The sequence below is a fragment of the Pararhizobium sp. genome (assembly GCF_035497515.1).
Taxonomy (GTDB): Bacteria; Pseudomonadota; Alphaproteobacteria; order Rhizobiales; family Rhizobiaceae; genus Pararhizobium.
Genome location: NZ_DATJDJ010000191.1, coordinates 1 through 19,949, shown reverse-complemented (window position 1 = coordinate 19,949; position 19,949 = coordinate 1). Strand labels below are relative to the sequence as shown.

The following is a 19,949-nucleotide window of genomic DNA, read 5'->3' as shown; positions in this document are numbered from 1 at the left end:
GTGACCAGAACCCCACGCGATCGAACCGAACGGCCCGGCAAACCCGCAGTCCGGATCGGACGCGCGGGCAAGACGGCCGTGCTGCCTGCGGATGATGTCGTGATCATTCACGGCGCCGTGCCGCCGCGCGATGTCCTGATGCGCTTCATCTCGGAACATCCGGAAAAGGCATCCAAGCGCGAGATCTACAAGGCCTTCGGCCTGAAGGGGGAAACGCGCACCGAGCTCAAGGCGCTGCTGCGCGAGATGGAACAGGACGGGCTTCTGGAAAAGAAGCGCAAGTCGCTTGTGAGCCCCGGCGCCCTGCCCCCGGTCGCGGTTCTCGATATCACCACCCGCGACAAGGACGGCGAGTTGATCGGCCGCCCTGCCGAATGGCCGGAAGATGCCGGCGTTGCGCCTGCCGTGCTGATCCGCCAATCGAGCATCGGCCAATCCAAGGGCAAGACGCCCGTCGGCGGCATCGGCGACCGGGTTCTGGCGAAGATCTTTCCGGCAAAGGATCGCGGTGGCCCGGCCTATACCGGCCGCATCGTCAAGGTGCTGGACCGCAAGCGCAACAACAACGCTGCGATGGGAGTCTTCCGCGCCATGCCGGACGGCGGCGGTCGCATCATGCCGATCGAAAAGCGCGGCGAGGAAATGCAGGTCGATGCCGAGCATCTGGGGCTGGCCAAGGATGGCGACCTGGTCGAGGTCGAGATCATCCGCGCCGGCCGGTTCGGCCTGCCGCGCGCCCAGGTGAAGTCCGTCGTCGGTTCCGTCGCCACGGAAAAGGCGATCTCGATGATCGCGATTTACGCGCATGGCATTCCCTATATCTTTCCCGAAAATGTATTGAAGGAAGCCGAGGCCGCGGGACCTGCGACGATGTCGCATCGGGAAGACTGGCGTTCGCTGCCGCTGATCACGATCGACCCGGCCGACGCCAAGGACCATGACGACGCCGTTCACGCGGAGGCGGACCCCTCTCCCGACAACCCCGGCGGCGTCATCGTCACCGTGGCGATCGCCGATGTCTCCTGGTATGTGCGGCCGAAATCGGCGCTCGACCATGAAGCGTCGAAGCGCGGCAATTCCGTCTATTTCCCGGATCGCGTCGTGCCGATGCTGCCCGAGCGGATTTCCAACGAGTTGTGCTCCCTAAAGCAGGGCGTCGACCGGCCGGCGCTTGCGGTGCGCATGCGTTTCTCCAGGGAAGGCCGCAAGGCCGGCCATACCTTTCATCGCATCATGATGAAGAGTGCGGCAAAACTCTCCTACAATCAGGCGCAGGCTGCGATCGACGGCAATCCGGACGACCAGACCGGGCCGCTGCTCGAACCGATCCTCAAGCCGCTCTGGGACGCCTACGCCATCCTGACGCGCGGGCGCGACCGGCGCCAGCCGCTCGAACTCAACATGCCCGAGCGCAAGATCGTGCTCAAAGCGGACGGCACTGTCGACCGCGTCTTCGTGCCCGATCGCCTCGATGCCCACAAGCTGATCGAGGAAATGATGATCCAGGCCAATGTCGCGGCCGCCGAGACGCTGGAAATCAAGAAACAGCCACTGGTCTACCGCGTCCACGATGTGCCGTCGCTCGCCAAGCAGGAGACCCTGCGCGAATTCCTGGCGACGCTCGACCTGTCGCTGGTCAAGGGCGGCAACCTGCGCTCCAACCATTTCAACGGCATCCTGTCGAAGGCCGTCGACCAGCCCTACGAGTCGATGGTCAACGAGATGGTCTTGCGCTCGCAGAGCCAGGCGATCTACAGCCCCGAAAATATCGGCCATTTCGGCCTCAACCTGATGAAATATGCCCATTTCACCTCTCCGATCCGCCGCTATGCCGACCTGATCGTGCACCGAGCGCTGGTGGGAACCCTGGGGCTGGGCGAAGGCGGCATCACGCCGGCGGAAGAGGCTGCCCTCAACGACATCGCCGCCGAAATCTCGACCTTCGAGCGCCGGGCGATGGCGGCCGAACGCGACACGGTGGACCGGCTGATCGCCCACCATCTGAGCGGCCGGGTCAACGAGGAATTCGATGGCCGTATCTCCGGCGTGACCAAGGCGGGACTATTTGTCACCCTGCCGGCCTATGGCGCCGACGGTTTCGTGCCTATATCTACGCTTGGCCGCGACTATTTCATCTATGACGAGGCGCACCAGGCACTCTCGGGCGAAAAAACCGGGCTTGGCTACCGACTGGGCGACCAGATCAGGGTCAAGCTCGTGGAGGCCGTGCCGTTGGCCGGCGCGCTCCGCTTCGAGATGATCAGCGAAGGGCGCAAGATGCCGACGGCGATGCGCTCCTTCCACAAGTCCGGCCGCCGGGATCGCAAGATGCCGGGAACGCGGCCGCCGCGCGGCAGGCGCTAGAGGACGCGGCCTTGCCCGCATCCGCAGAATGAGGATTTGGCTATGCAGGCAACCGGCGGCAACCCGGAGACGATCCATTTCGAGCAGACCGAACGGGTTGAACGGTCCGTCGGGCGCTCGATCAAGCGCGGGCTTCTCAACGCATGCCCCGCCTGTGGCAGCGGTCGTCTTTTCGGCCGTTTCCTGAAGGCCGTACCGAGCTGTGCCTCCTGCGGCGAGCAGCTTGACCGGCACGCGGCCGATGATTTCCCGCCCTATATCGTCGTGACGATCATGGGCCATTTGGTCATTGCCGGCTTCATGGCGATGGAAATGATCCTGCCGCTGTCCAATTGGGGACACCTGGCCATCTGGGTGCCCATCACCATTCTTGGTTCGCTGGCCCTGTTGCAACCCGTCAAAGGGGGCGTCATCGGGCTGCAATGGGCGCTGCGGATGCACGGCTTCGGCGACCACGAGGACAAGCCGGAGGATATCCTGCCGACCGGGGATCCTGCTGCGTGACCGCTGCCATGGAGGTCCAAGCCCACACGCCGATTCCCAGTGCCGAAAAACCCAACCGTTCGCCAAGGCCGCGCGACGCCGCATCGATCATGTTGCTCGACCGTGTCAATGACGGCGTGCGCGTGCTGATGGGCCGGCGCAACAAGGCGCATGTGTTCATGCCTGACCTGCACGTCTTTCCGGGCGGCCGGCGCGACGCGGGCGACCATCGCCTGCCATGGGGTGGTGACGTCCATCCGGCGGTCTTCGACCGCCTGCGCGCCGCCTATGGCCAGAACGCCACGCACAGCCGCCTGCGCGCGCTGGCGCTTGCCGCGCTGCGGGAGCTTCACGAGGAAGCAAGCATCGCCATCGGCGGCCCGCAAGCCGACGGAAACACTGCGTTACCTTTTCTTCCCGATCTCACAAACTTGCGCTATATGGCACGGGCGATAACACCGCCGGGGCATCCGCGCCGGTTCGATACCCATTTCTTTGCCGTGTTCACGGATGAAGCGGGCATCGAGCCGACGGATATCCGCGACAGCCGGGAACTCGAGGACTTGAGATGGATCGATGTCAACGATACTTCGACCGTGACCATGCCGGATATCACCGGAATCATCCTCGGTGACCTGAGGGCAAGCCTTCAGGCTGACGCGTCCTTGCCCTTCGGAAGGCCGGTTCCGTTCTACTACACCCGTCATGGACGGTTCGTCCGCGACCTTCTCTGAGGAATTTTGCTGCATGTCACAGCCGCCGTCCGGCACGTCAGAGCCGGTTGAGGAAATTCACTGGCCGTCGCTGATCGCCGCCGTCGCCGCGATCACGGCCGTAGGCATAGCGATCGGCCTCGGCCTGCCGCTGCTCAGCATCATCATGGAGAAGCGGGGCATTTCCTCCACGCTGATCGGCCTCAATTCGGCGATGGCCGGACTGGCCTCGATGGCGGCAGCCGCCATGACGGCAAAGACCGCTCATCGATTCGGCGTCGCAACGACCATGCTCTGGGCGGTGCTGTTTGCAGCCGTCAGCGCGCTCGGCTTCTATTATATCCAGAATTTCTGGTTGTGGTTTCCGCTGCGCGTCGTGTTCCACGGTGCCATTACCGTGCTCTTCGTGCTCTCCGAGTTCTGGATCAACGCGACAGCTCCGCCAAAACGGCGAGGCCTGGTTCTCGGCATCTACGGCACTGTCCTGTCGCTCGGCTTTGCCACCGGCCCCCTGCTCTTCTCCATCCTCGGCAGTGACGGCATTCTGCCGTTTGCCTTCGGTGCCACCGTTATCCTGCTTGCTGCCATTCCGATCTTTCTTGCCCGCAATGAAAGCCCGGTTCTGGACACGAAGCCCGAACTGCATTTCATGCGCTATGTCTTCCTCGTTCCGACCGCGACGGCCGCCGTGTTCATTTTCGGCGCAGTCGAATCGGGTGGGCTGTCCCTTTTTCCGATCTACGGCACCCGCAGCGGCTTCACCGAATCGCAGGCGGCGCTGCTTTTGACGGTTATGGGCATCGGCAACGTCATCTTTCAAATCCCGCTCGGCATGCTGTCCGACCGGATGAAGGACCGCCGCAATCTGCTCGCCATGATGACCGTGGTCGGCCTGATCGGTGCTCTGTGCCTGCCGATGATGCAGGGCAACTGGTGGCTGATGGCGATCGTGCTGCTGTTCTGGGGCGGTAGTGTCTCCGGCCTCTACACCGTGGGCTTGAGCCATCTGGGCTCGCGCCTGACGGGTGCGGACCTTGCGGCCGCCAACGCGGCTTTCATCTTCTCCTATGCGGTCGGAACGGTGGCAGGTCCGCAGGCCATCGGCGCGGCCATGGACATTGCCGGCAATGACGGTTTTGCCTGGGCGATTGCCGGCTTCTTCGGGCTTTATGTGGCTCTTTCGGTGGTCAGGATCGTTTTCAACCCAAAACGGACTTGACTTTTCAGGCGCGATTTGTAGTTTCGCGCCAAGTTTGCCGGGACCCTTTCACGGACGTCCGCGGCTTTGTTTTTTATAAAGGCAGGACGACCATGGCGAAAGCTGCAAAAATCAAGATCAAGCTGCTGTCGACGGCCGACACCGGTACCTTCTACGTTACGACGAAGAACAGCCGCACCAAGACCGACAAGATGTCGTTCACCAAGTACGACCCGGTCGTGCGCAAGCACGTTGAATTCAAGGAAACCAAGATCAAGTAAGATCTGGTTCCGTCTGGAATGCGAAAGGCGCCGGCTGAAAAGCTCGGCGCCTTTTTTACGTCTGGATGCAAATGGAGAACGATCAGGCCCGCCGTTCAACGACAGCCAAGAATCAAAAAACGTCGCCCCCTCGCAGGGACGACGTTTCAATGGGCGTCGGCTGACCGAAACCGCGGCACGAGGAACCGCATTGGTAACAAATCAGCCGACAAACCCCACAACCCAGGAGATGCGGCGGACCTGAGCATCGTGGGGTAAATCGCGGGAGTTCAATTCTCCCTTGCGGATGAGAATTGATCGAAAATAAAAAAAAATCAATGAATTCTTAACCAACGCGCGTGCGAAGGCGGAGACATGGTTAATTTCACCATTGTCTTATACACCTTCGGTGCTGATTTCAGCCAGCGCAGCCCTCATATCACCGTTGCAAAAGTCATATGATTGTTCTGAGGAAATATCAAACAGAACGTAGGGAAAATGCGACGCAAGCGATTTTCTTCTTTACGAGGTTGATTTCATTGCGTTATTTAATCAGTGATCAGCATGCTCGAAAAGTCGGTTTGTATCAACGAAACTCAGTACGCCCTACTTTGACGAACATCTTCACCATCACACTCCCTATGCGTGCGTAAAACGCGGGTCGCCTGAATCAGATTCGGCTTTCCTGTGGAAAACCGGGAGACGACGGATGCCGCTGTGCCGAACCGGCTCAGGCGGCGGCGGCAACCACCTGATTCCTGCCGTTATTCTTGGCCTGATACAATGCCGTGTCGGCACGCTTCAGGAGTGCCTCGGGCGTATCGCCGTTGGGATTGAGGGTAGCAAGCCCCAGGGAAGCGGTAATCGACAGCGTCGCGTCGGAGTTCGGAAGCGCGAAGGGCCTGTCCTCGACGATGGTGCGAAGACGCTCGGCAATCGCGGCAGCCGCATCCGCCGGCGTATCCGGCATGACGACGACAAACTCCTCGCCGCCGAACCGGCAGGCAAGATCGGCGCCGCGCACGGTCGAACGGACGCGGTGGGCGAAGTCGCGTAGGACCTCGTCGCCGGCGTCGTGACCATGGGTATCGTTGACGCTCTTGAAGCGATCGATATCGGTGATGCAGATCGACAGCGGCCGGCCGCGCGCCACGGCGCGATCGATCAGCAGCTTCAGGTGATTGTCGAGATAGCGACGGTTGTGCAGGCCCGTCAGGCCGTCGGTGACAGCGAGTTCGATGGTCTGCTTGACGCTGGCGCGCAGACGGTCGTTGCAATGCTTGCGGCGGATCTGCGTCAGGCTGCGGGCAACCAACTCATTCGGATCGATCGGCCGCATCAGATAGTCGGTGACGCCGAGATCGAGCGCCCGCACGATCATGTCGTCATGGCCCTGCTCGGCAATGATCAGCAGCGGAATATAGCGCGTGCGCTCCAGCGAGCGAAGCTGCGAGCAGAGGCGCAGAGGATCGTAGTCGTCGAAATTGGCATTGACGATGACCAGGTCGAAGCTGTTTTCCGCGGCCTCGAACAAGGCCGCCTGCGGATCCGACATGGCGGTTACGTCGGCGATGGGTTTCAGGGCGCGCGTGATGCGCTCCTGCGAGCTGCCGCGGCCATCGACCAGCAGAATATTGCCGAACTCGTCCGGGCGGTCGCTCAAGGCGAGATCCTGCAGGCCGACGCTGTGGGCGGTCTCGGAGCGCAGGCGCAGTTCGTCGCTGACATTCTTCAGCCGCACCAGGCTTTTCACGCGCGACATCAGTTGGATGTCGTTGACGGGCTTGGTGAGGAAATCGTCGGCGCCGGCTTTCAGGCCCCTCACCCGGTCGGACGGCTGGTCGAGCGCGGTCACCATGACGACGGGAATATGCGCGGTGCGCGGGTTCGCCTTCAGGCGCTCGCAGACCTCGAAGCCGTCGATGCCCGGCATCATGATATCGAGAAGGATCAGGTCAAGCGGCTGCCTCTCGCAGATCGCCAGCGCCTCGTAACCGTCGGCAGCGGTCAGCACGTCGAAATACTCCGCCACCAGCCGCGCTTCGAGCAGCTTCACATTGGCCGGTATGTCGTCGACGACAAGAATACGCGCGGTCATGCAATCTATCCTGCCAAAACGCACATGAGACGGGAAGCGGGTTCAGCCTTCACGATCGCCCATGCACAAACGCTGTTTCCAGGCGGTGAAAAACCGCCTCGGCGACACGTCACGCGTCGCCCAGATATGTCTTTATCGTTTCAATAAACTTCGGAACGGAGATCGGCTTGGAGACATAGGCCTCGCAGCCGCCCTGCCGAATCCGCTCTTCATCGCCCTTCATCGCGAACGCTGTGACGGCGATCACCGGAATGACATGCAACTCATCGTCTTCCTTCAGCCATTTGGTCACCTCGAGCCCGGAGACCTCCGGAAGCTGGATATCCATCAGGATCAGGTCCGGCCGGTGTTTACGCGCAAGATCAAGGGCTTCCATACCGTTGCGGGTCTGGATGGTGGTGTAACCGGACGCTTCGATCAGGTCACGAAAGAGCTTCATGTTCAGCTCGTTGTCTTCAACAATCATCACCTGCTTGGGCATTTCGTTCCCTTGTTTACGGTTCCGGCTTGCAAGCCCACCGCTTCCCTATAAGTTGCGCGCGGATGCTTTCACCGGCTGCCGGAAACCTGAGACTAAAGCTATTTGGTTGAAAAACAGGTAATATTCAGCGAAAAAATCACTGCGATGCGACAAGGATGAAACAGGCGTGACCCCGGCGGAAGAAACAGCAATCTCAATCCTCGCATGGCTCGCCAACGAACCGGAACTGCTCGGGCGCTTCCTGGCGCTGACCGGCACCGATGTCTCGTCCCTGCGCAATGCCGCCGCCGATCCCAATTTTCTCGCCGGTGTCGTTGATTTCCTGATGGGACACGAACCGACGCTGCTCGCCTTCTGCGAGACGACCGGCGTGAAGCCAGAAGCCGTGGTGCGCGCCCATATGATGCTGTCCGGCCCCGCCGATTCCGGGGACATCTGATCGTGAGCGACACGCTCGATTTCGGCCATATCACCCTGATCGCGCGCCCCCTGATCGTCTGCGACATCGATGAAGTGGTACTGGAATTCCTGACGCCCCTTCGCAACTTCCTCAATTCGTCCGGCCACGACCTTCTGCCGCGCTCCTTCAGGCTGCATGGCAATATCGTCGCGATCGAGAACGGCGAGCCGGTCAGCGAGACGCAGACCCGCACGTTTCTCGAGGAGTTCTTCAGGCAACAGGACCAGTGGCAGACGCCGGCGAACCAGGTCGTCGAGACGCTGGCGGACCTTGCCAAGAACGCCGATATCGTTTTCCTGACCGCTATGGCGCCGCGCCATGCCGCCATGCGACGCGCCCTGCTCGACCGGCATGGGCTGCACTATCCGCTGTTGGCGAGCGAGGCACCAAAGGGACCGATCATCCAGCGCCTGCACGATGCCCGCGACGTGCCGCTGATCTTCATCGACGATATCCTGCGCAATCTTCAGTCGGTGCGCGCCTGCGCGCCGGATTGCCTGCTGATCAATCTGATCGCCAACGCCGAGTTTCGGGCCATGGCGCCGCATCCCGGCGATGGCATCCTGACGGCGGACGGCTGGACGCAGACGGCCGAGATCATCCGCCAGCATCTGCGTTAGCGTCTGCCCTGCCGTCATCTGGTGAGTGGATATCTTGTTCAAGCGAACCTTTCCCGGGACAACGCGCGAGATTGAGGATCACACGCCTTGAGACTCGGCATGTTAGAGCGTAACGTGGCGATGTTCAACTTTTGTTCCGATCGATGCAAATAGACGCGCAGCACCATCCGGGCTTTTGCAGGGATTGCCTGAAGGGGCAAGTGCCCGGTATCCGTCGTTGCCGCGCCTGCGGCAGCCCGCGCCTGCTCTATCACGACGAACTCTACCAGTTGACCCTTGCCCATATCGACTGCGACGCCTTCTATGCATCGGTGGAAAAGCGCGACAATCCGGAGCTTGCCGACAAGCCCGTCATCATCGGCGGCGGCAAGCGCGGGGTTGTCTCCACTGCCTGTTACATCGCCCGCATCCACGGCGTGCGCTCGGCCATGCCGATGTTCAAGGCGCTGGAAGCCTGTCCGCAGGCCATCGTCATCAAGCCGGACATGGAAAAGTATGTGCGGGTCGGCCGGCAGGTACGCACATTGATGCAAGAACTGACGCCGCTGGTTCAGCCCTTGTCGATCGACGAGGCCTTCCTTGAGCTGAAAGGCACCGAGCGCCTGCATCACGATCCGCCAGCCCGCACGCTGGCGAAATTCGCCCGCCGCGTCGAGCAGGAGATCGGCATCACCGTCTCTGTCGGCCTCTCCTACTGCAAATTCCTCGCCAAGGTCGCTTCCGACCTGCAGAAGCCGCGCGGCTTTTCCGTGATCGGGGCTGCCGAAGCGAAGGATTTTCTCAAGGAGCGTTCGGTGACGGTGATCTGGGGCGTCGGCAAGGCCTTTGCCGCGACGCTGGAGCGCGACGGCATCCGCAATATAGGCCAACTCCAGACAATGGAGGAAACCGATCTGATGAAGCGCTACGGCACAATGGGCCAGCGCCTCTACCGCCTGTCGCGCGGACAGGACGAACGCGCCGTGGAAATCAATGGCGAGGCCAAGAGCGTCTCATCCGAAACGACCTTCAACGACGACCTCTGCGACTATGATGACCTCGTCACCCATCTGCGCCGACTGAGCGAACAGGTGGCGCACCGCCTGCGCAAGAGCGATATTGCCGGCCAGACGGTGGTGCTCAAACTGAAGACGGCCGATTTCAAGTCCCGGACGCGCAACCGTCGGCTCGACAGCCCGACGCGACTTGCCGACCGCATCTTCCGCACCGGCATGCAGTTGCTCGACAGGGAAACCGACGGCACGAAATTCCGCCTGATCGGCATCGGTGTCTCCGACTTATCCGATCCCGACCTTGCCGATCCGCCCGACCTTGTCGATGAGCAGGCGACCCGGCGGGCGGCGGCAGAGGCCGCGATCAACATGCTTCGCGACAAGTTTGGCAAGGCGACGGTGGAAACCGGCTACACATTCGGCAAGGGCCGACGAAAGTAACCAGCTCACGTTCCCAGGCATGTCGTTTTACCAAAACCGCTGTACACTTTTGCGCGACATGCTTTCGTGTTCCGTGCGAAACAGCAAAGCTTCGTTAAATCTCGCAGGCTAGGCTCATCTTCAATTTCTGTCTGATGTTTTGCGTCCGGATGTTCCCATGGTTTTGCGTCTCGCCTTCGGTATCGGCCTTTCCCTTGCTCTTCATGCAAGCACAACACTTGCCGCCGGCGATCAGGCGCCGCTGCAGATCGTCGTTTCCAAGGACCAGCAATCGCTTGTCGTCTATGACGGCAACACGGTCGTGGCGACATCCAATATCTCGACCGGCAAGGCCGGCCATGCGACGCCGACGGGCATCTTCTCCATTCTGGAAAAACGCCGCTTTCACAAGTCGAACATCTACTCGAACGCGCCCATGCCCTTCATGCAGCGGCTGACATGGTCCGGCATTGCGCTTCATGCTTCAAATCATGTTCCGGCCTACCCTGCCTCGCACGGCTGCGTGCGCTTGCCCGACGATTTCGCCAAGCAACTGTTCAAGATGACGGGGCGCGGCCTGCATGTGGTGATCTCGGACCGGCAGTTGACGCCAGTTTCGATCGTCGATCCATTCCTGTTCCAGCCGCGGGCGGAGGAGCCGGCCCTGCTCTCGGACGCGACGTTGCGGCCGAGCGTGTCGCAGATTCACGGGCAGACCGTGGAAGTGGCGACCAACGAAACGGACCCGACCAAGACCGCAGCCGTCGAAATCGAAAAGAAGCCACCGATCCGCATTCTGATCACCCATCGCGGCCAGCGGGAGGTGACGCTCGATATCCAGCAATTGCTCAACCAGCTCGGATATGCGGCAGGCGTGGCCGATGGCTATGCCGGCGCGCAGACGTTTGAAGCCGTCAAGGCGTTCCAGACGGCGGAAAAACTCACGGTGGACGGCAAGATCACGCCGGCTTTCGTCGAGGCGCTCTATCTGAAGACCGGCAAGGGCAAGCCGCCGAACGGCCAGCTTCTGGTGCGCCGTGATTTCGAGCCGCTGTTCGAAACGCCCGTGGTGATCGACAAGCCCGAAATGGCGCTCGGCACGCATTTCCTGCAGTTCCAGAACATCGACGAGAAGACCGGCAAGGGCGAATGGTTCGGCATGGCGCTGGACAATACCCTGCCCGGCCCGATGAAGAAGCGGCTCGGCATCACGCTTCAGGAGGATGCGATGGCGTTCAACGTGACGCAGCGGGTGCTGGCCCGCATCACCGTCCCCGACGATGTCCGCGCGCGGATCGACGGCCTTCTCGCAGAAGGCTCGTCGCTGACCATATCCGACATGGGCCTGGGTCAGGAAACCGGCGACGGCACAGATTTCGTCACAGTCACACACGCGAAGCCGAAATCCTGACCGACAGGAACGGAAACGGTCAAACCAACTCGACGTCGATCACACCAGGCGCGGTCCTGAGCGCTGCAGCAATTTCCGGCGAGATACGATATTTCTCGTTGAGTTCGACCTCGATCTCGCGCTGGCCGTTGTCCTTGATAACGATGAACGACACCAGGCCATCACCGCGCGTGTTGAGATGGGTGGCGACCGAGCGTAGCGGGCCACTGTCGCGCACATAGACGCGCAACGCCTTCTGCATCTGCAGCGACCGCTCTTCCAGCGATTGCAGCGTCTGGATGCGCAGGCCGATGCCTTCCGGCCGCTCTTCCGCCTGCACCGTCATGACCAGCGATTTGCCGGCCTCCAACAGATCGCGGTACTGGTTCAGCGCTTCCGAAAACAGCACGGCTTCGAACTGGCCGGAGGAATCGGAAAAGGCGATGATGCCCATCTTGTTGCCGGTGCGGGTCTTGCGCTCCTGCTTGGACGTCACCGTGCCGGCAAGGCGGCCGGCCGTGGCACCCTTCTTCACCGACGCGGCAAAATCGCCGAAGGTCTGGACGCGGATCTTGTTCAGCAGTTCGTTATAGGTGTCGAGCGGGTGGGCCGAGAGATAGAAGCCCAGGACCTGAAATTCGCGGTGCAGCTTTTCCGACGCCAGCCAGGGCGAATAGGGCGGCAGGCTGATCCTTTCCGGCCCGGTGGCCGCCCCTGCCCCGAACATGTCGCTCTGGCCGCTGACCTTGTTGGCCTGGGCGATCTGGGCAAAGCCGAGAATGCGGTCCAGACCGCCGACAAGCTCGGCGCGGTCGAGACCGAAACAATCGAAGGCACCGGCGCAGATCAGGCTTTCGAAGACCCGGCGATTGAGCAGCTTCGGATCGATCCGCAGGCAAAAGTCCTCGAGATCGGCAAAGGGCGCGTCGCCGCGCATGGCAACGATGTGATCGACCGCCGCTTCGCCGACGCCCTTGATGGCGGCCAGCGAATAATAGATGCGGCTTTCGCCGGTCTCGAACCGGCGGAACGAGGTCTGGACCGATGGCGGGATGATGGAGATGCCGAGCCGCATCGCATCCTGGCGAAAATCGTTGATCTTGTCGGTGTTCGACATGTCGAGCGTCATCGACGCCGCCAGGAACTCGACCGGGAAATGCGCCTTCAGATAGGCGGTCTGATAGGAAACGATGGCATAGGCCGCCGCGTGGCTCTTGTTGAAGCCGTAGTTGGCGAATTTGGCCAGCAGTTCGAAAATGTTGATGGCCTGTGCCTTGGGAACACTGTTCTTGATGGCGCCATCGACAAAGCGTTCGCTTTGCTTGTCCATTTCCGCCTTGATCTTCTTGCCCATGGCGCGGCGCAGCAAGTCGGCTTCGCCAAGCGAGTATCCGGACAGGACCTGGGCGATCTGCATCACCTGCTCCTGATAGACGATAACCCCTTGGGTCTCCTTCAGCAGGTGATCGATCATCGGATGGATCGACTCGATCTCCTCCTCGCCATGCTTGCGGGCATTGTAGGTCGGAATATTCTCCATCGGGCCTGGGCGATAGAGCGCCACCAGCGCGATGATATCCTCGATGCAGTCCGGCCGCATGCCGATCAGCGCCTTGCGCATGCCGGCACTTTCCACCTGGAACACGCCGACCGTGTCGCCCCTGGACAGCATCTCGTAAGTCTTCTGGTCATCCAGCGGCAGAGCCTCGAGATTGACCTCGATGCCGCGCTTGCGGATGAAATCGACGGCGACCTTGAGAACCGTCAGCGTCTTCAGTCCGAGGAAGTCGAACTTGACCAGGCCCGCCTGCTCCACCCATTTCATGTTGAACTGGGTGACCGGCATGTCGGAGCGCGGATCGCGATACATCGGCACGAGCTGCGACAGCGGTCGGTCGCCGATGACGATGCCGGCGGCGTGGGTCGAGGCGTGGCGGTAAAGTCCCTCGATCTTCTGGGCGATATCGAGCAGCCGGCCGATCACCGGCTCCTTGTCGACCTCTTCCTGGAAGCGTGGCTCCTCCTCGATCGCCTTGGAGAGGGGGGTCGGATTGGCGGGGTTGTTCGGCACCAGCTTGCAGATCTTGTCGACCTGGCCATAGGGCATTTCCAGCACGCGGCCGACGTCGCGAAGGGCCGCGCGCGCCTGCAGCGATCCGAAGGTGATGATCTGCGCCACCTGCTCGCGGCCATACTTGCGCTGGACATAGCGGATAACCTCTTCGCGCCGGTCCTGGCAGAAGTCGATGTCGAAGTCGGGCATCGAGACACGGTCCGGATTGAGGAAGCGCTCGAACAGCAGCGAGAATCGCAAGGGATCGACGTCGGTGATGGTCAACGCATAGGCGACCAGCGAACCCGCGCCCGAGCCACGACCCGGGCCAACCGGGATATCCTGCTGCTTCGCCCATTTGATGAAGTCGGCAACGATCAGGAAGTAGCCGGGAAATTTCATCTTCTCGATAACGCCGAGCTCGAAATCGAGCCGTTCGCGATAATCGGTCTCCGTATAGCCAGCCGACAGCCCGAGCTTGCTCATCCGCTGCTCCAGGCCCTCGACAGCCTGCCGGCGAAGCTCCAGTTCCTCGGCGCGTTCGGCCTCCTTCGGATCGTCGGTGGCGCCGGTGAAGCGCGGCAGGATCGGTGCGCGGGTCTTCAGCACGAAGGAGCAGCGCCTGGCGATCTCGATCGTATTCTCGAGCGCTTCCGGCAGATCCGAAAACAGCGCCGCCATGTCCTTGCGGCTTTTCAGGTAATGATCCGGCGTCAGACGGAAACGGCTGTCGTCAGAGACCATGGCATTGTGCGCCACCGCCATCAGCGCATCATGCGCCTCGAATTCCGCTGGCGACGGAAAGAACGGCTCATTGGTCGCGACGATGGGCAATTCAAGTTTGTAGGCGAGATCGACGACCCGGTTCTCGTGGCGCCGATCATATTTGCCGTGGCGCTGGATTTCGACATAGAGCCGGTCGCCGAACACCTCGGCCAGTGCCTTGAGGCGAGCCTCGGCCACCGCCGGATGACCCGACTTCAACGGCATGTCGATGGGTCCGCCGGACGCGCCGGTGAGCGCGATCAGACCCTCGGCGCCGTCTTCCTGCAGCCAGGACAGCGCGATGCGCACCGACTGGTTCGCCTCGCCGCCAAGATAGGCACGGCTGACGAGATCGACGAGGCGCACATAACCCGCATCGGAGGCAGCAATCAGAACGATGGACGGGAGCTTGGCCAGATGCTGCGCATGGCCGCGCTTCTCACCCTCGCCTTCATCGCCCATGTCGATCGACAGCTGGCAACCGATCAGCGGCTGCAGGCCGTCATCCATGCATTTCTGCGAAAATTCGAGCGCGGCGAACAGATTGTTGGTATCGGCGATGCCGATCGCCGGCTGGCCGTCCGCCACTGCCTTGCCGATGATCTTCTTGATCGGCAGGGCACCTTCCAGAAGCGAAAACGCTGAGTGGACACGAAGGTGGACAAATTGCGGGGAAGCCTCGCCCGTGGCGCTGCTCTCCTGCCGCTTGTCTTTGACCGCATCCGCCATGGCACACCTCGATTCCCGTGAAGGCCCCGAGGATATCCTTTTTCCGTCGACCGATGTCCAGAATTCATCCGGTCCGGCGCGGCTTTTTCAACCGCTGGACGGATTGTCCACAGGTCGGGTCAGCCGGTTATCGCCGACCCGAAAAGCCGGCGGACCATTCGGTGGTCGAAGGCCTGGATTTACATTCCCATCATGATGATGGAGAAGCTGGCGATGAACATTGCGACAGAGGTGAAAGCTGCGAGGTCACGAATAAAGTCGGTCATTGCGGGGCTCCTTTTTCGTTATGTTCCTTTATTGTTCTATTTATGTTCACGAGTCAAGCAGCAAATTCAAATCGACTGATGGTCAACTGCGGGATGGTAAACAAGTTCATCTCCCCCTTTCCGCCGTCACGCCGTCTGGACGAGGGCAAAGCGGCCGATTACAGTGCCGCGCGTCAAATATGGCGCGCAAAGGTCGCTGTAACACTTTAAATCTGCTGCATAATTTTACCTTAAAATCGATTCCGACTTAAGGAATTATGCAGTAGTCTGCGCCGGTCAAAGAGGGAGAATTACGGATGAAGATGTCGCTGGCTGTCATGACGGCGCTGTTTGGCCTGAGCGCGCAGATGGTATCTGCCGCCGACGCCATCGACCCGGAGCGCATCGTATCGGCCGCGACGGGCGACTGGGACAAGGATGGCAATGCCGACCTCGCCATGCTGGTCGCGCCAAACGCCGATAGTGACGAGGACAATGCCGTCTACATCTACCTCAGCGACGGCGATACCGGCGCGCTGACGCTGAAGACGATTGCGCCAAACAAGATCTGGGGAACCTTGGCGATGGCGGGACAGGTGCCCTCGATCACCGCTTTGCCCAACGGCTCGATCCTCATCACCTCGCACAACGATGCGGTCGGGCGCGATCGCTGGGAACAGAAGCTGACCGTTGCCTATCGCAACTTCGACTTCGTTGTCGCCGGTTATACCTATACGTCCTACGATACGCTCGATCCCGACAATATGTCGGACTGCGATTTCAATGTTCTCACCGGCAAGGGAAAGAGCAATGGCATCCCAGTCAACACCAAGGGCGAAATCGTCCTGTTGAAGAACTGGGCGGATGATCGCGGCCAGAGCGTGTGCGGCAATCAGTAGACGGATCAAAAGACAATGAGATCAGGCGGAAAACCACGGTCTGGTCTCATTGCGCGGGATATCGAGGCAAGCCCTTTCAGAGCTCGACGACCTTGCCGTCCTCGATGGTGACGCGGCGGTCCATGCGCGCGGCAAGATCATAATTGTGCGTGGCGATCATGGCCGCGAGACCGGACTGGCGCACCAGGGCTTCCAGCGCCTCGAAGACATAGCCTGCGGTTTCCGGATCGAGATTGCCGGTCGGCTCGTCGGCCAGCAGGACCAGCGGCGCATTGGCAACGGCACGGGCGATGGCCACGCGTTGCTGCTCGCCGCCGGATAGTTCGGACGGGCGATGTTCAGCGCGATGGCCGATGCGCATGTAATCGAGCAGGGCTGCGGCACGTTCACGCGCCTCGGCCTTGGCGAGGCCGGCGATCAGCTGCGGCATCATGATGTTCTCGACCGCGGTGAATTCCGGCAGCAGATGATGGAACTGATAGACGAAGCCAATGTCGTTGCGACGGATCGACGTGCGCTGCTCGTCGCCGAGTTCGCCGCAGGACTGGCCGTTGATCAGCACCTCGCCCGCATCCGGACGTTCCAGCAGGCCTGCCAGATGGAGGAGCGTCGACTTGCCGGTGCCGGAGGGCGCCACAAGCGCGACGGTCTGGCCGCCATGGAGAGAAAAATCCGCCCCCTTGAGGATCGTCAGTGTCTCGTCACCCTGGCTGTAATGCCGTTCGACGCCGGTAAGCTGCAGTGCCACGCGCGCATTCATCGTGTCGGTAATCCTTAGTTATTCGTAGCGCAGAGCCTGAACCGGATCGAGGCGCGAGGCGCGCCAGGCCGGAAAGATCGTGGCGAGGAAGGAAAGGCCGATGGCCATGGCGACCACGGAAATGGTTTCGCCCGGGTTCATATCCGCCGGCAGCTGGCTGAGGAAATAGAGTTCGGGATTGAACAGCGTTTCACCCGAGAGCCAGGAGAAGAACTGGCGGATGGATTCGATGTTCAGGCAGACAATGACACCGAGAAGCACGCCGGCGAACGTTCCGACGATGCCGATCGCGGCCCCCGTCATGAAGAAGATGCGCATGATCGAGCCCGATGTCGCGCCCATGGTGCGCAGGATGGCGATGTCGCTACCCTTGTCCTTCACCAGCATGATCAGGCCGGAGACGATATTGAGCGCCGCCACCAGCACGATCAGCGTCAGGATCATGAACATGACGTTGCGTTCGACCGCAAGTGCCGAGAAGAATGTCTTGTTGCGATCACGCCAGTCGGTGATCAGAACTTGCCGACCGGCGGCGTCCTCCACGGGCTGGCGCAGGTCATCGACCAGGTCCGGATTGGTGACGAACAGTTCGATCGACTGGGCAATGCCCGGCGCGTTGAAATAGAGCTGCGCCTCCTCGAGCGGCATGAAGATGATCGAGGCATCATATTCAGACATGCCGAGTTCGAATGTGCCCGAAACCGTGTAGGACTTGACCCGCGGATTGACGCCCATCGGGGTGATGTCGCCTTCCGGCGATACCAGCGTGATCGTGCCGCCCGCGGTGATGCCAAGCTGGTCCGCCATGCGCTTGCCGATCAGAACGCCGGTTCCGGACGCGTAACCGACCATATCGCCGGCCGTGATGTGATCGGAGATCGCCTTCATCTTGGTCAAGTCTTCGGCGCGCACCCCACGCACCAGAGCGCCCGTTCCGGCGCCGCCCGGACCGGAGGCCAGTGTCTGGCCCTCGATCATCGGGATCGCCATGGTGACGCCCGTGACGCCGGAAAATTTCGTCGCCAGGTCGGCATAATTGTCGAGCGGGCCGTCGAGCGGCTGGACGATCATATGGCCGTTGATGCCGAGGATGCGCGAGATCAGTTCCGTGCGAAAGCCGTTCATCACCGCCATGACGATGATCAGCGTCGCGACGCCGAGCATGATGCCGATGAAGGAAAAGCCGGCGATCACCGAGATGAACGCCTCCTTGCGGCGCGAGCGCAGGTAGCGCCAGGCCACCATGCGTTCGAATGTCGAAAATGCACGGCTCGACGGCGACTGGGATGTCGCCGTCTTTTCCTGCTCTAGCGTCGCGGCGCTCATTTCCTGGTCCCTTATCTCGCGGCGGTCAGCTTGTTGATGGCAGCCTCGATGGTCAATGTTTCGCGGACGCCCGTCTTGCGGTCCTTGAGCTCGATCTCGCCATTGGCGACAGAGCGCGGGCCAACGATGATTTGCGTTGGGACGCCAATCAGGTCAGCCTGCGCGAACTTGGCGCCGGCGCGGTCGTCCGTGTCGTCGTAGAGCGTGTCGAGGCCAGCCTTGTTGAGCGCCGCATAGATGGTTTCGCAGGCCGCGTCGCAGGCGGCATCACCGGACTTCATGTTGATGACCACCGCATCGAACGGCGCCACGGAAGCCGGCCAGATGATTCCGTTCTCGTCATGCGAGGCTTCGATGATAGCCGGCACCAGACGGGTCGGGCCGATGCCGTAGGAGCCCATGTGCACCGTATGCTCCTTGCCGTCCGGTCCCTGCACCTTGGCACCCATGGCCTCGGAATATTTAGTGCCGAAATAGAAGATATGACCGACCTCGATGCCGCGCGCCGACACTTTCGAACCCTCTTCGATGGAATCGAAGGCAGCCTCATCATGCATCTCCGATGTGGCGGCATAGAGCGATGTCCACTTGTCGAAGATGGCCTTCATCGCGGCAGCATCCCAGAAATCGGCATTTTCGGCCGGGATTTCGAAATCCAGGAAGGCCTTGTGGCAAAACACCTCGGATTCACCGGTATCGGCGAGAATGATGAATTCATGGCTCAGATCGCCGCCGATCGGCCCGGTATCGGCCCGCATCGGTATGGCGCGCAGGCCCATGCGCGAGAAGGTGCGCAGGTAGGCGGCAAACATCCGGTTGTAGGAATCAACGGCGCCTTGGCGGTCGAGATCGAAGGAATAGGCGTCCTTCATCAGGAACTCGCGCGAGCGCATGGTGCCGAAACGCGGACGGATCTCGTCGCGGAACTTCAACTGGATATGATAGAGGTTGAGCGGCAGGTCCTTGTAGGACTTGACCGTCGAACGGAACACGTCCGTGATCATTTCCTCGTTGGTCGGGCCGTAGAGCATCGGACGGTCCTGCCGGTCCTTGATGCGCAGCATTTCCCGGCCATAGGCATCGTAGCGCCCGCTCTCCTGCCAGAGCTCGGCCGATTGCAGCGTCGGCATCAAAAGCTCGACGGCGCCGGCGCGGTTCTGCTCTTCGCGAATGATCTTGTTGACCTTGTCCAGCACCCGCTTGCCAAGCGGCAGCCAGGTATAGATGCCAGCCGACTGCTGCCGCACCATGCCGGCGCGCAGCATCAGCCGGTGCGAGACGATCTCCGCTTCCTTGGGATTTTCCTTCAGAATGGGCATGAAAAAGCGGGACAGGCGCATGAATGGGTTCCAGAACTTGAAAGCACTTCGCACTATCGTTGGAATTGGGCGAAATAACGTTGAGCTTGCAGGCCGTCCGCGCTTGATCTTGGCGCAAATCGGACACTGCCGTTTGACTGTATGCCGCGATGATCCGGCCAGCTGATTCCATAAGGAGGATGTATCGCGCTCACGCGTTCATAGACGCTTCGGGGCAGGAAGAAAACCCGTGATCTTCGCGGTCCCCAGACCTTACGGCAGCGGGGTTTTCGAGACGGAAGAATGGAGGACGCATGTATCAAAAAGGACCGGTAGTAACAGCATTCCGACAGAAGTTGTCAATGGAAAAATTTTGCTTAAGTGTAGCAAAAATG

General features: G+C 61.0%; 16 protein-coding genes. 10 read left to right on the top strand and 6 right to left on the bottom strand.

The window, feature by feature from the left end; all coding sequences use genetic code 11:
• The 5 genes from rnr to rpmG all read left to right on the top strand — a co-directional run bounded on the left by rnr (nucleotide 1) and on the right by rpmG (nucleotide 5,039).
• Nucleotides 1-2,364, top strand: coding sequence for a ribonuclease R (gene rnr / locus VL202_RS20370; protein WP_325465899.1), 2,364 nt, complete (start codon nucleotides 1-3; stop codon nucleotides 2,362-2,364).
• 42 nt (nucleotides 2,365-2,406) lie between these two features.
• Nucleotides 2,407-2,868 (top strand): DUF983 domain-containing protein, encoded by a 462-nt coding sequence (locus VL202_RS20365; RefSeq protein WP_325465898.1) that lies wholly within the window; start codon nucleotides 2,407-2,409, stop codon nucleotides 2,866-2,868.
• A gap of 8 nt (nucleotides 2,869-2,876) precedes the next feature.
• The gene (locus tag VL202_RS20360) at nucleotides 2,877-3,581 is read left to right on the top strand and encodes a hydrolase (protein ID WP_325465918.1); all 705 of its coding nucleotides are present in this window, start codon (nucleotides 2,877-2,879) and stop codon (nucleotides 3,579-3,581) included.
• A 13-nt stretch (nucleotides 3,582-3,594) separates the two neighbouring features.
• Nucleotides 3,595-4,779 (top strand): MFS transporter, encoded by a 1,185-nt coding sequence (locus VL202_RS20355; protein WP_325465897.1) that lies wholly within the window; start codon nucleotides 3,595-3,597, stop codon nucleotides 4,777-4,779.
• Between the two features lie 92 nt (nucleotides 4,780-4,871).
• The gene (rpmG, locus tag VL202_RS20350) at nucleotides 4,872-5,039 is read left to right on the top strand and encodes a 50S ribosomal protein L33 (RefSeq protein WP_060502112.1); all 168 of its coding nucleotides are present in this window, start codon (nucleotides 4,872-4,874) and stop codon (nucleotides 5,037-5,039) included.
• A gap of 709 nt (nucleotides 5,040-5,748) precedes the next feature.
• Here the strand turns inward: rpmG and VL202_RS20345 are convergent.
• Together VL202_RS20345 and VL202_RS20340 are read right to left on the bottom strand one after the other, a co-directional pair.
• Nucleotides 5,749-7,116, bottom strand: a complete 1,368-nt coding sequence (locus tag VL202_RS20345; RefSeq protein ID WP_325465896.1) for a PleD family two-component system response regulator — start codon at nucleotides 7,114-7,116, stop codon at nucleotides 5,749-5,751.
• Nucleotides 7,117-7,225: 109 nt separating this feature from the next.
• A complete protein-coding gene (locus VL202_RS20340; protein ID WP_003547430.1) occupies nucleotides 7,226-7,597 on the bottom strand; it encodes a response regulator in 372 nt (123 codons plus the stop codon).
• Between the two features lie 166 nt (nucleotides 7,598-7,763).
• Here VL202_RS20340 and VL202_RS20335 point away from each other — a divergent pair, with 166 nt between their 5' ends.
• The 4 genes from VL202_RS20335 (at nucleotide 7,764) to VL202_RS20320 (ending at nucleotide 11,500) form a co-directional block, all read left to right on the top strand.
• Nucleotides 7,764-8,036 carry a DUF3572 domain-containing protein gene (locus VL202_RS20335; RefSeq protein WP_325465895.1) on the top strand — a complete coding sequence of 91 codons (273 nt, stop codon included), beginning with the start codon at nucleotides 7,764-7,766 and terminating at the stop codon, nucleotides 8,034-8,036.
• Nucleotides 8,036-8,677: a hypothetical protein gene (locus tag VL202_RS20330; RefSeq protein ID WP_414692909.1), complete on the top strand. Its 642-nt coding sequence runs from the start codon at nucleotides 8,036-8,038 to the stop codon at nucleotides 8,675-8,677. The genes VL202_RS20335 and VL202_RS20330 overlap by 1 nt, the downstream gene beginning before the upstream one ends.
• A 143-nt stretch (nucleotides 8,678-8,820) precedes the next feature.
• On the top strand, nucleotides 8,821-10,110 hold the full coding sequence (locus VL202_RS20325; RefSeq protein WP_325465893.1) for a DNA polymerase IV: 1,290 nt from the start codon (nucleotides 8,821-8,823) through the stop codon (nucleotides 10,108-10,110).
• Between the two features lie 163 nt (nucleotides 10,111-10,273).
• Nucleotides 10,274-11,500: a L,D-transpeptidase family protein gene (locus tag VL202_RS20320; protein WP_325465917.1), complete on the top strand. Its 1,227-nt coding sequence runs from the start codon at nucleotides 10,274-10,276 to the stop codon at nucleotides 11,498-11,500.
• Between the two features lie 19 nt (nucleotides 11,501-11,519).
• On the opposite strand, the gene dnaE is transcribed toward VL202_RS20320, so the two are convergent.
• Nucleotides 11,520-15,026 (bottom strand): DNA polymerase III subunit alpha, encoded by a 3,507-nt coding sequence (dnaE, locus tag VL202_RS20315; RefSeq protein ID WP_325465892.1) that lies wholly within the window; start codon nucleotides 15,024-15,026, stop codon nucleotides 11,520-11,522.
• 562 nt (nucleotides 15,027-15,588) lie between these two features.
• Here dnaE and VL202_RS20310 point away from each other — a divergent pair.
• The gene (locus VL202_RS20310) at nucleotides 15,589-16,170 is read left to right on the top strand and encodes a hypothetical protein (RefSeq protein ID WP_325465891.1); all 582 of its coding nucleotides are present in this window, start codon (nucleotides 15,589-15,591) and stop codon (nucleotides 16,168-16,170) included.
• Nucleotides 16,171-16,246: 76 nt separating this feature from the next.
• On the opposite strand, the gene VL202_RS20305 is transcribed toward VL202_RS20310, so the two are convergent.
• The 3 genes from VL202_RS20305 to proS are packed head-to-tail and all read right to left on the bottom strand — an operon-like array spanning nucleotide 16,247 to nucleotide 19,596.
• Nucleotides 16,247-16,930 (bottom strand): ABC transporter ATP-binding protein, encoded by a 684-nt coding sequence (locus tag VL202_RS20305; RefSeq protein WP_325465890.1) that lies wholly within the window; start codon nucleotides 16,928-16,930, stop codon nucleotides 16,247-16,249.
• A gap of 18 nt (nucleotides 16,931-16,948) precedes the next feature.
• Nucleotides 16,949-18,256: a lipoprotein-releasing ABC transporter permease subunit gene (locus VL202_RS20300; RefSeq protein ID WP_325465889.1), complete on the bottom strand. Its 1,308-nt coding sequence runs from the start codon at nucleotides 18,254-18,256 to the stop codon at nucleotides 16,949-16,951.
• 11 nt (nucleotides 18,257-18,267) lie between these two features.
• On the bottom strand, nucleotides 18,268-19,596 hold the full coding sequence (gene proS, locus VL202_RS20295; RefSeq protein ID WP_325465888.1) for a proline--tRNA ligase: 1,329 nt from the start codon (nucleotides 19,594-19,596) through the stop codon (nucleotides 18,268-18,270).
• Between the last annotated feature and the right edge of the window lie 353 nt (nucleotides 19,597-19,949).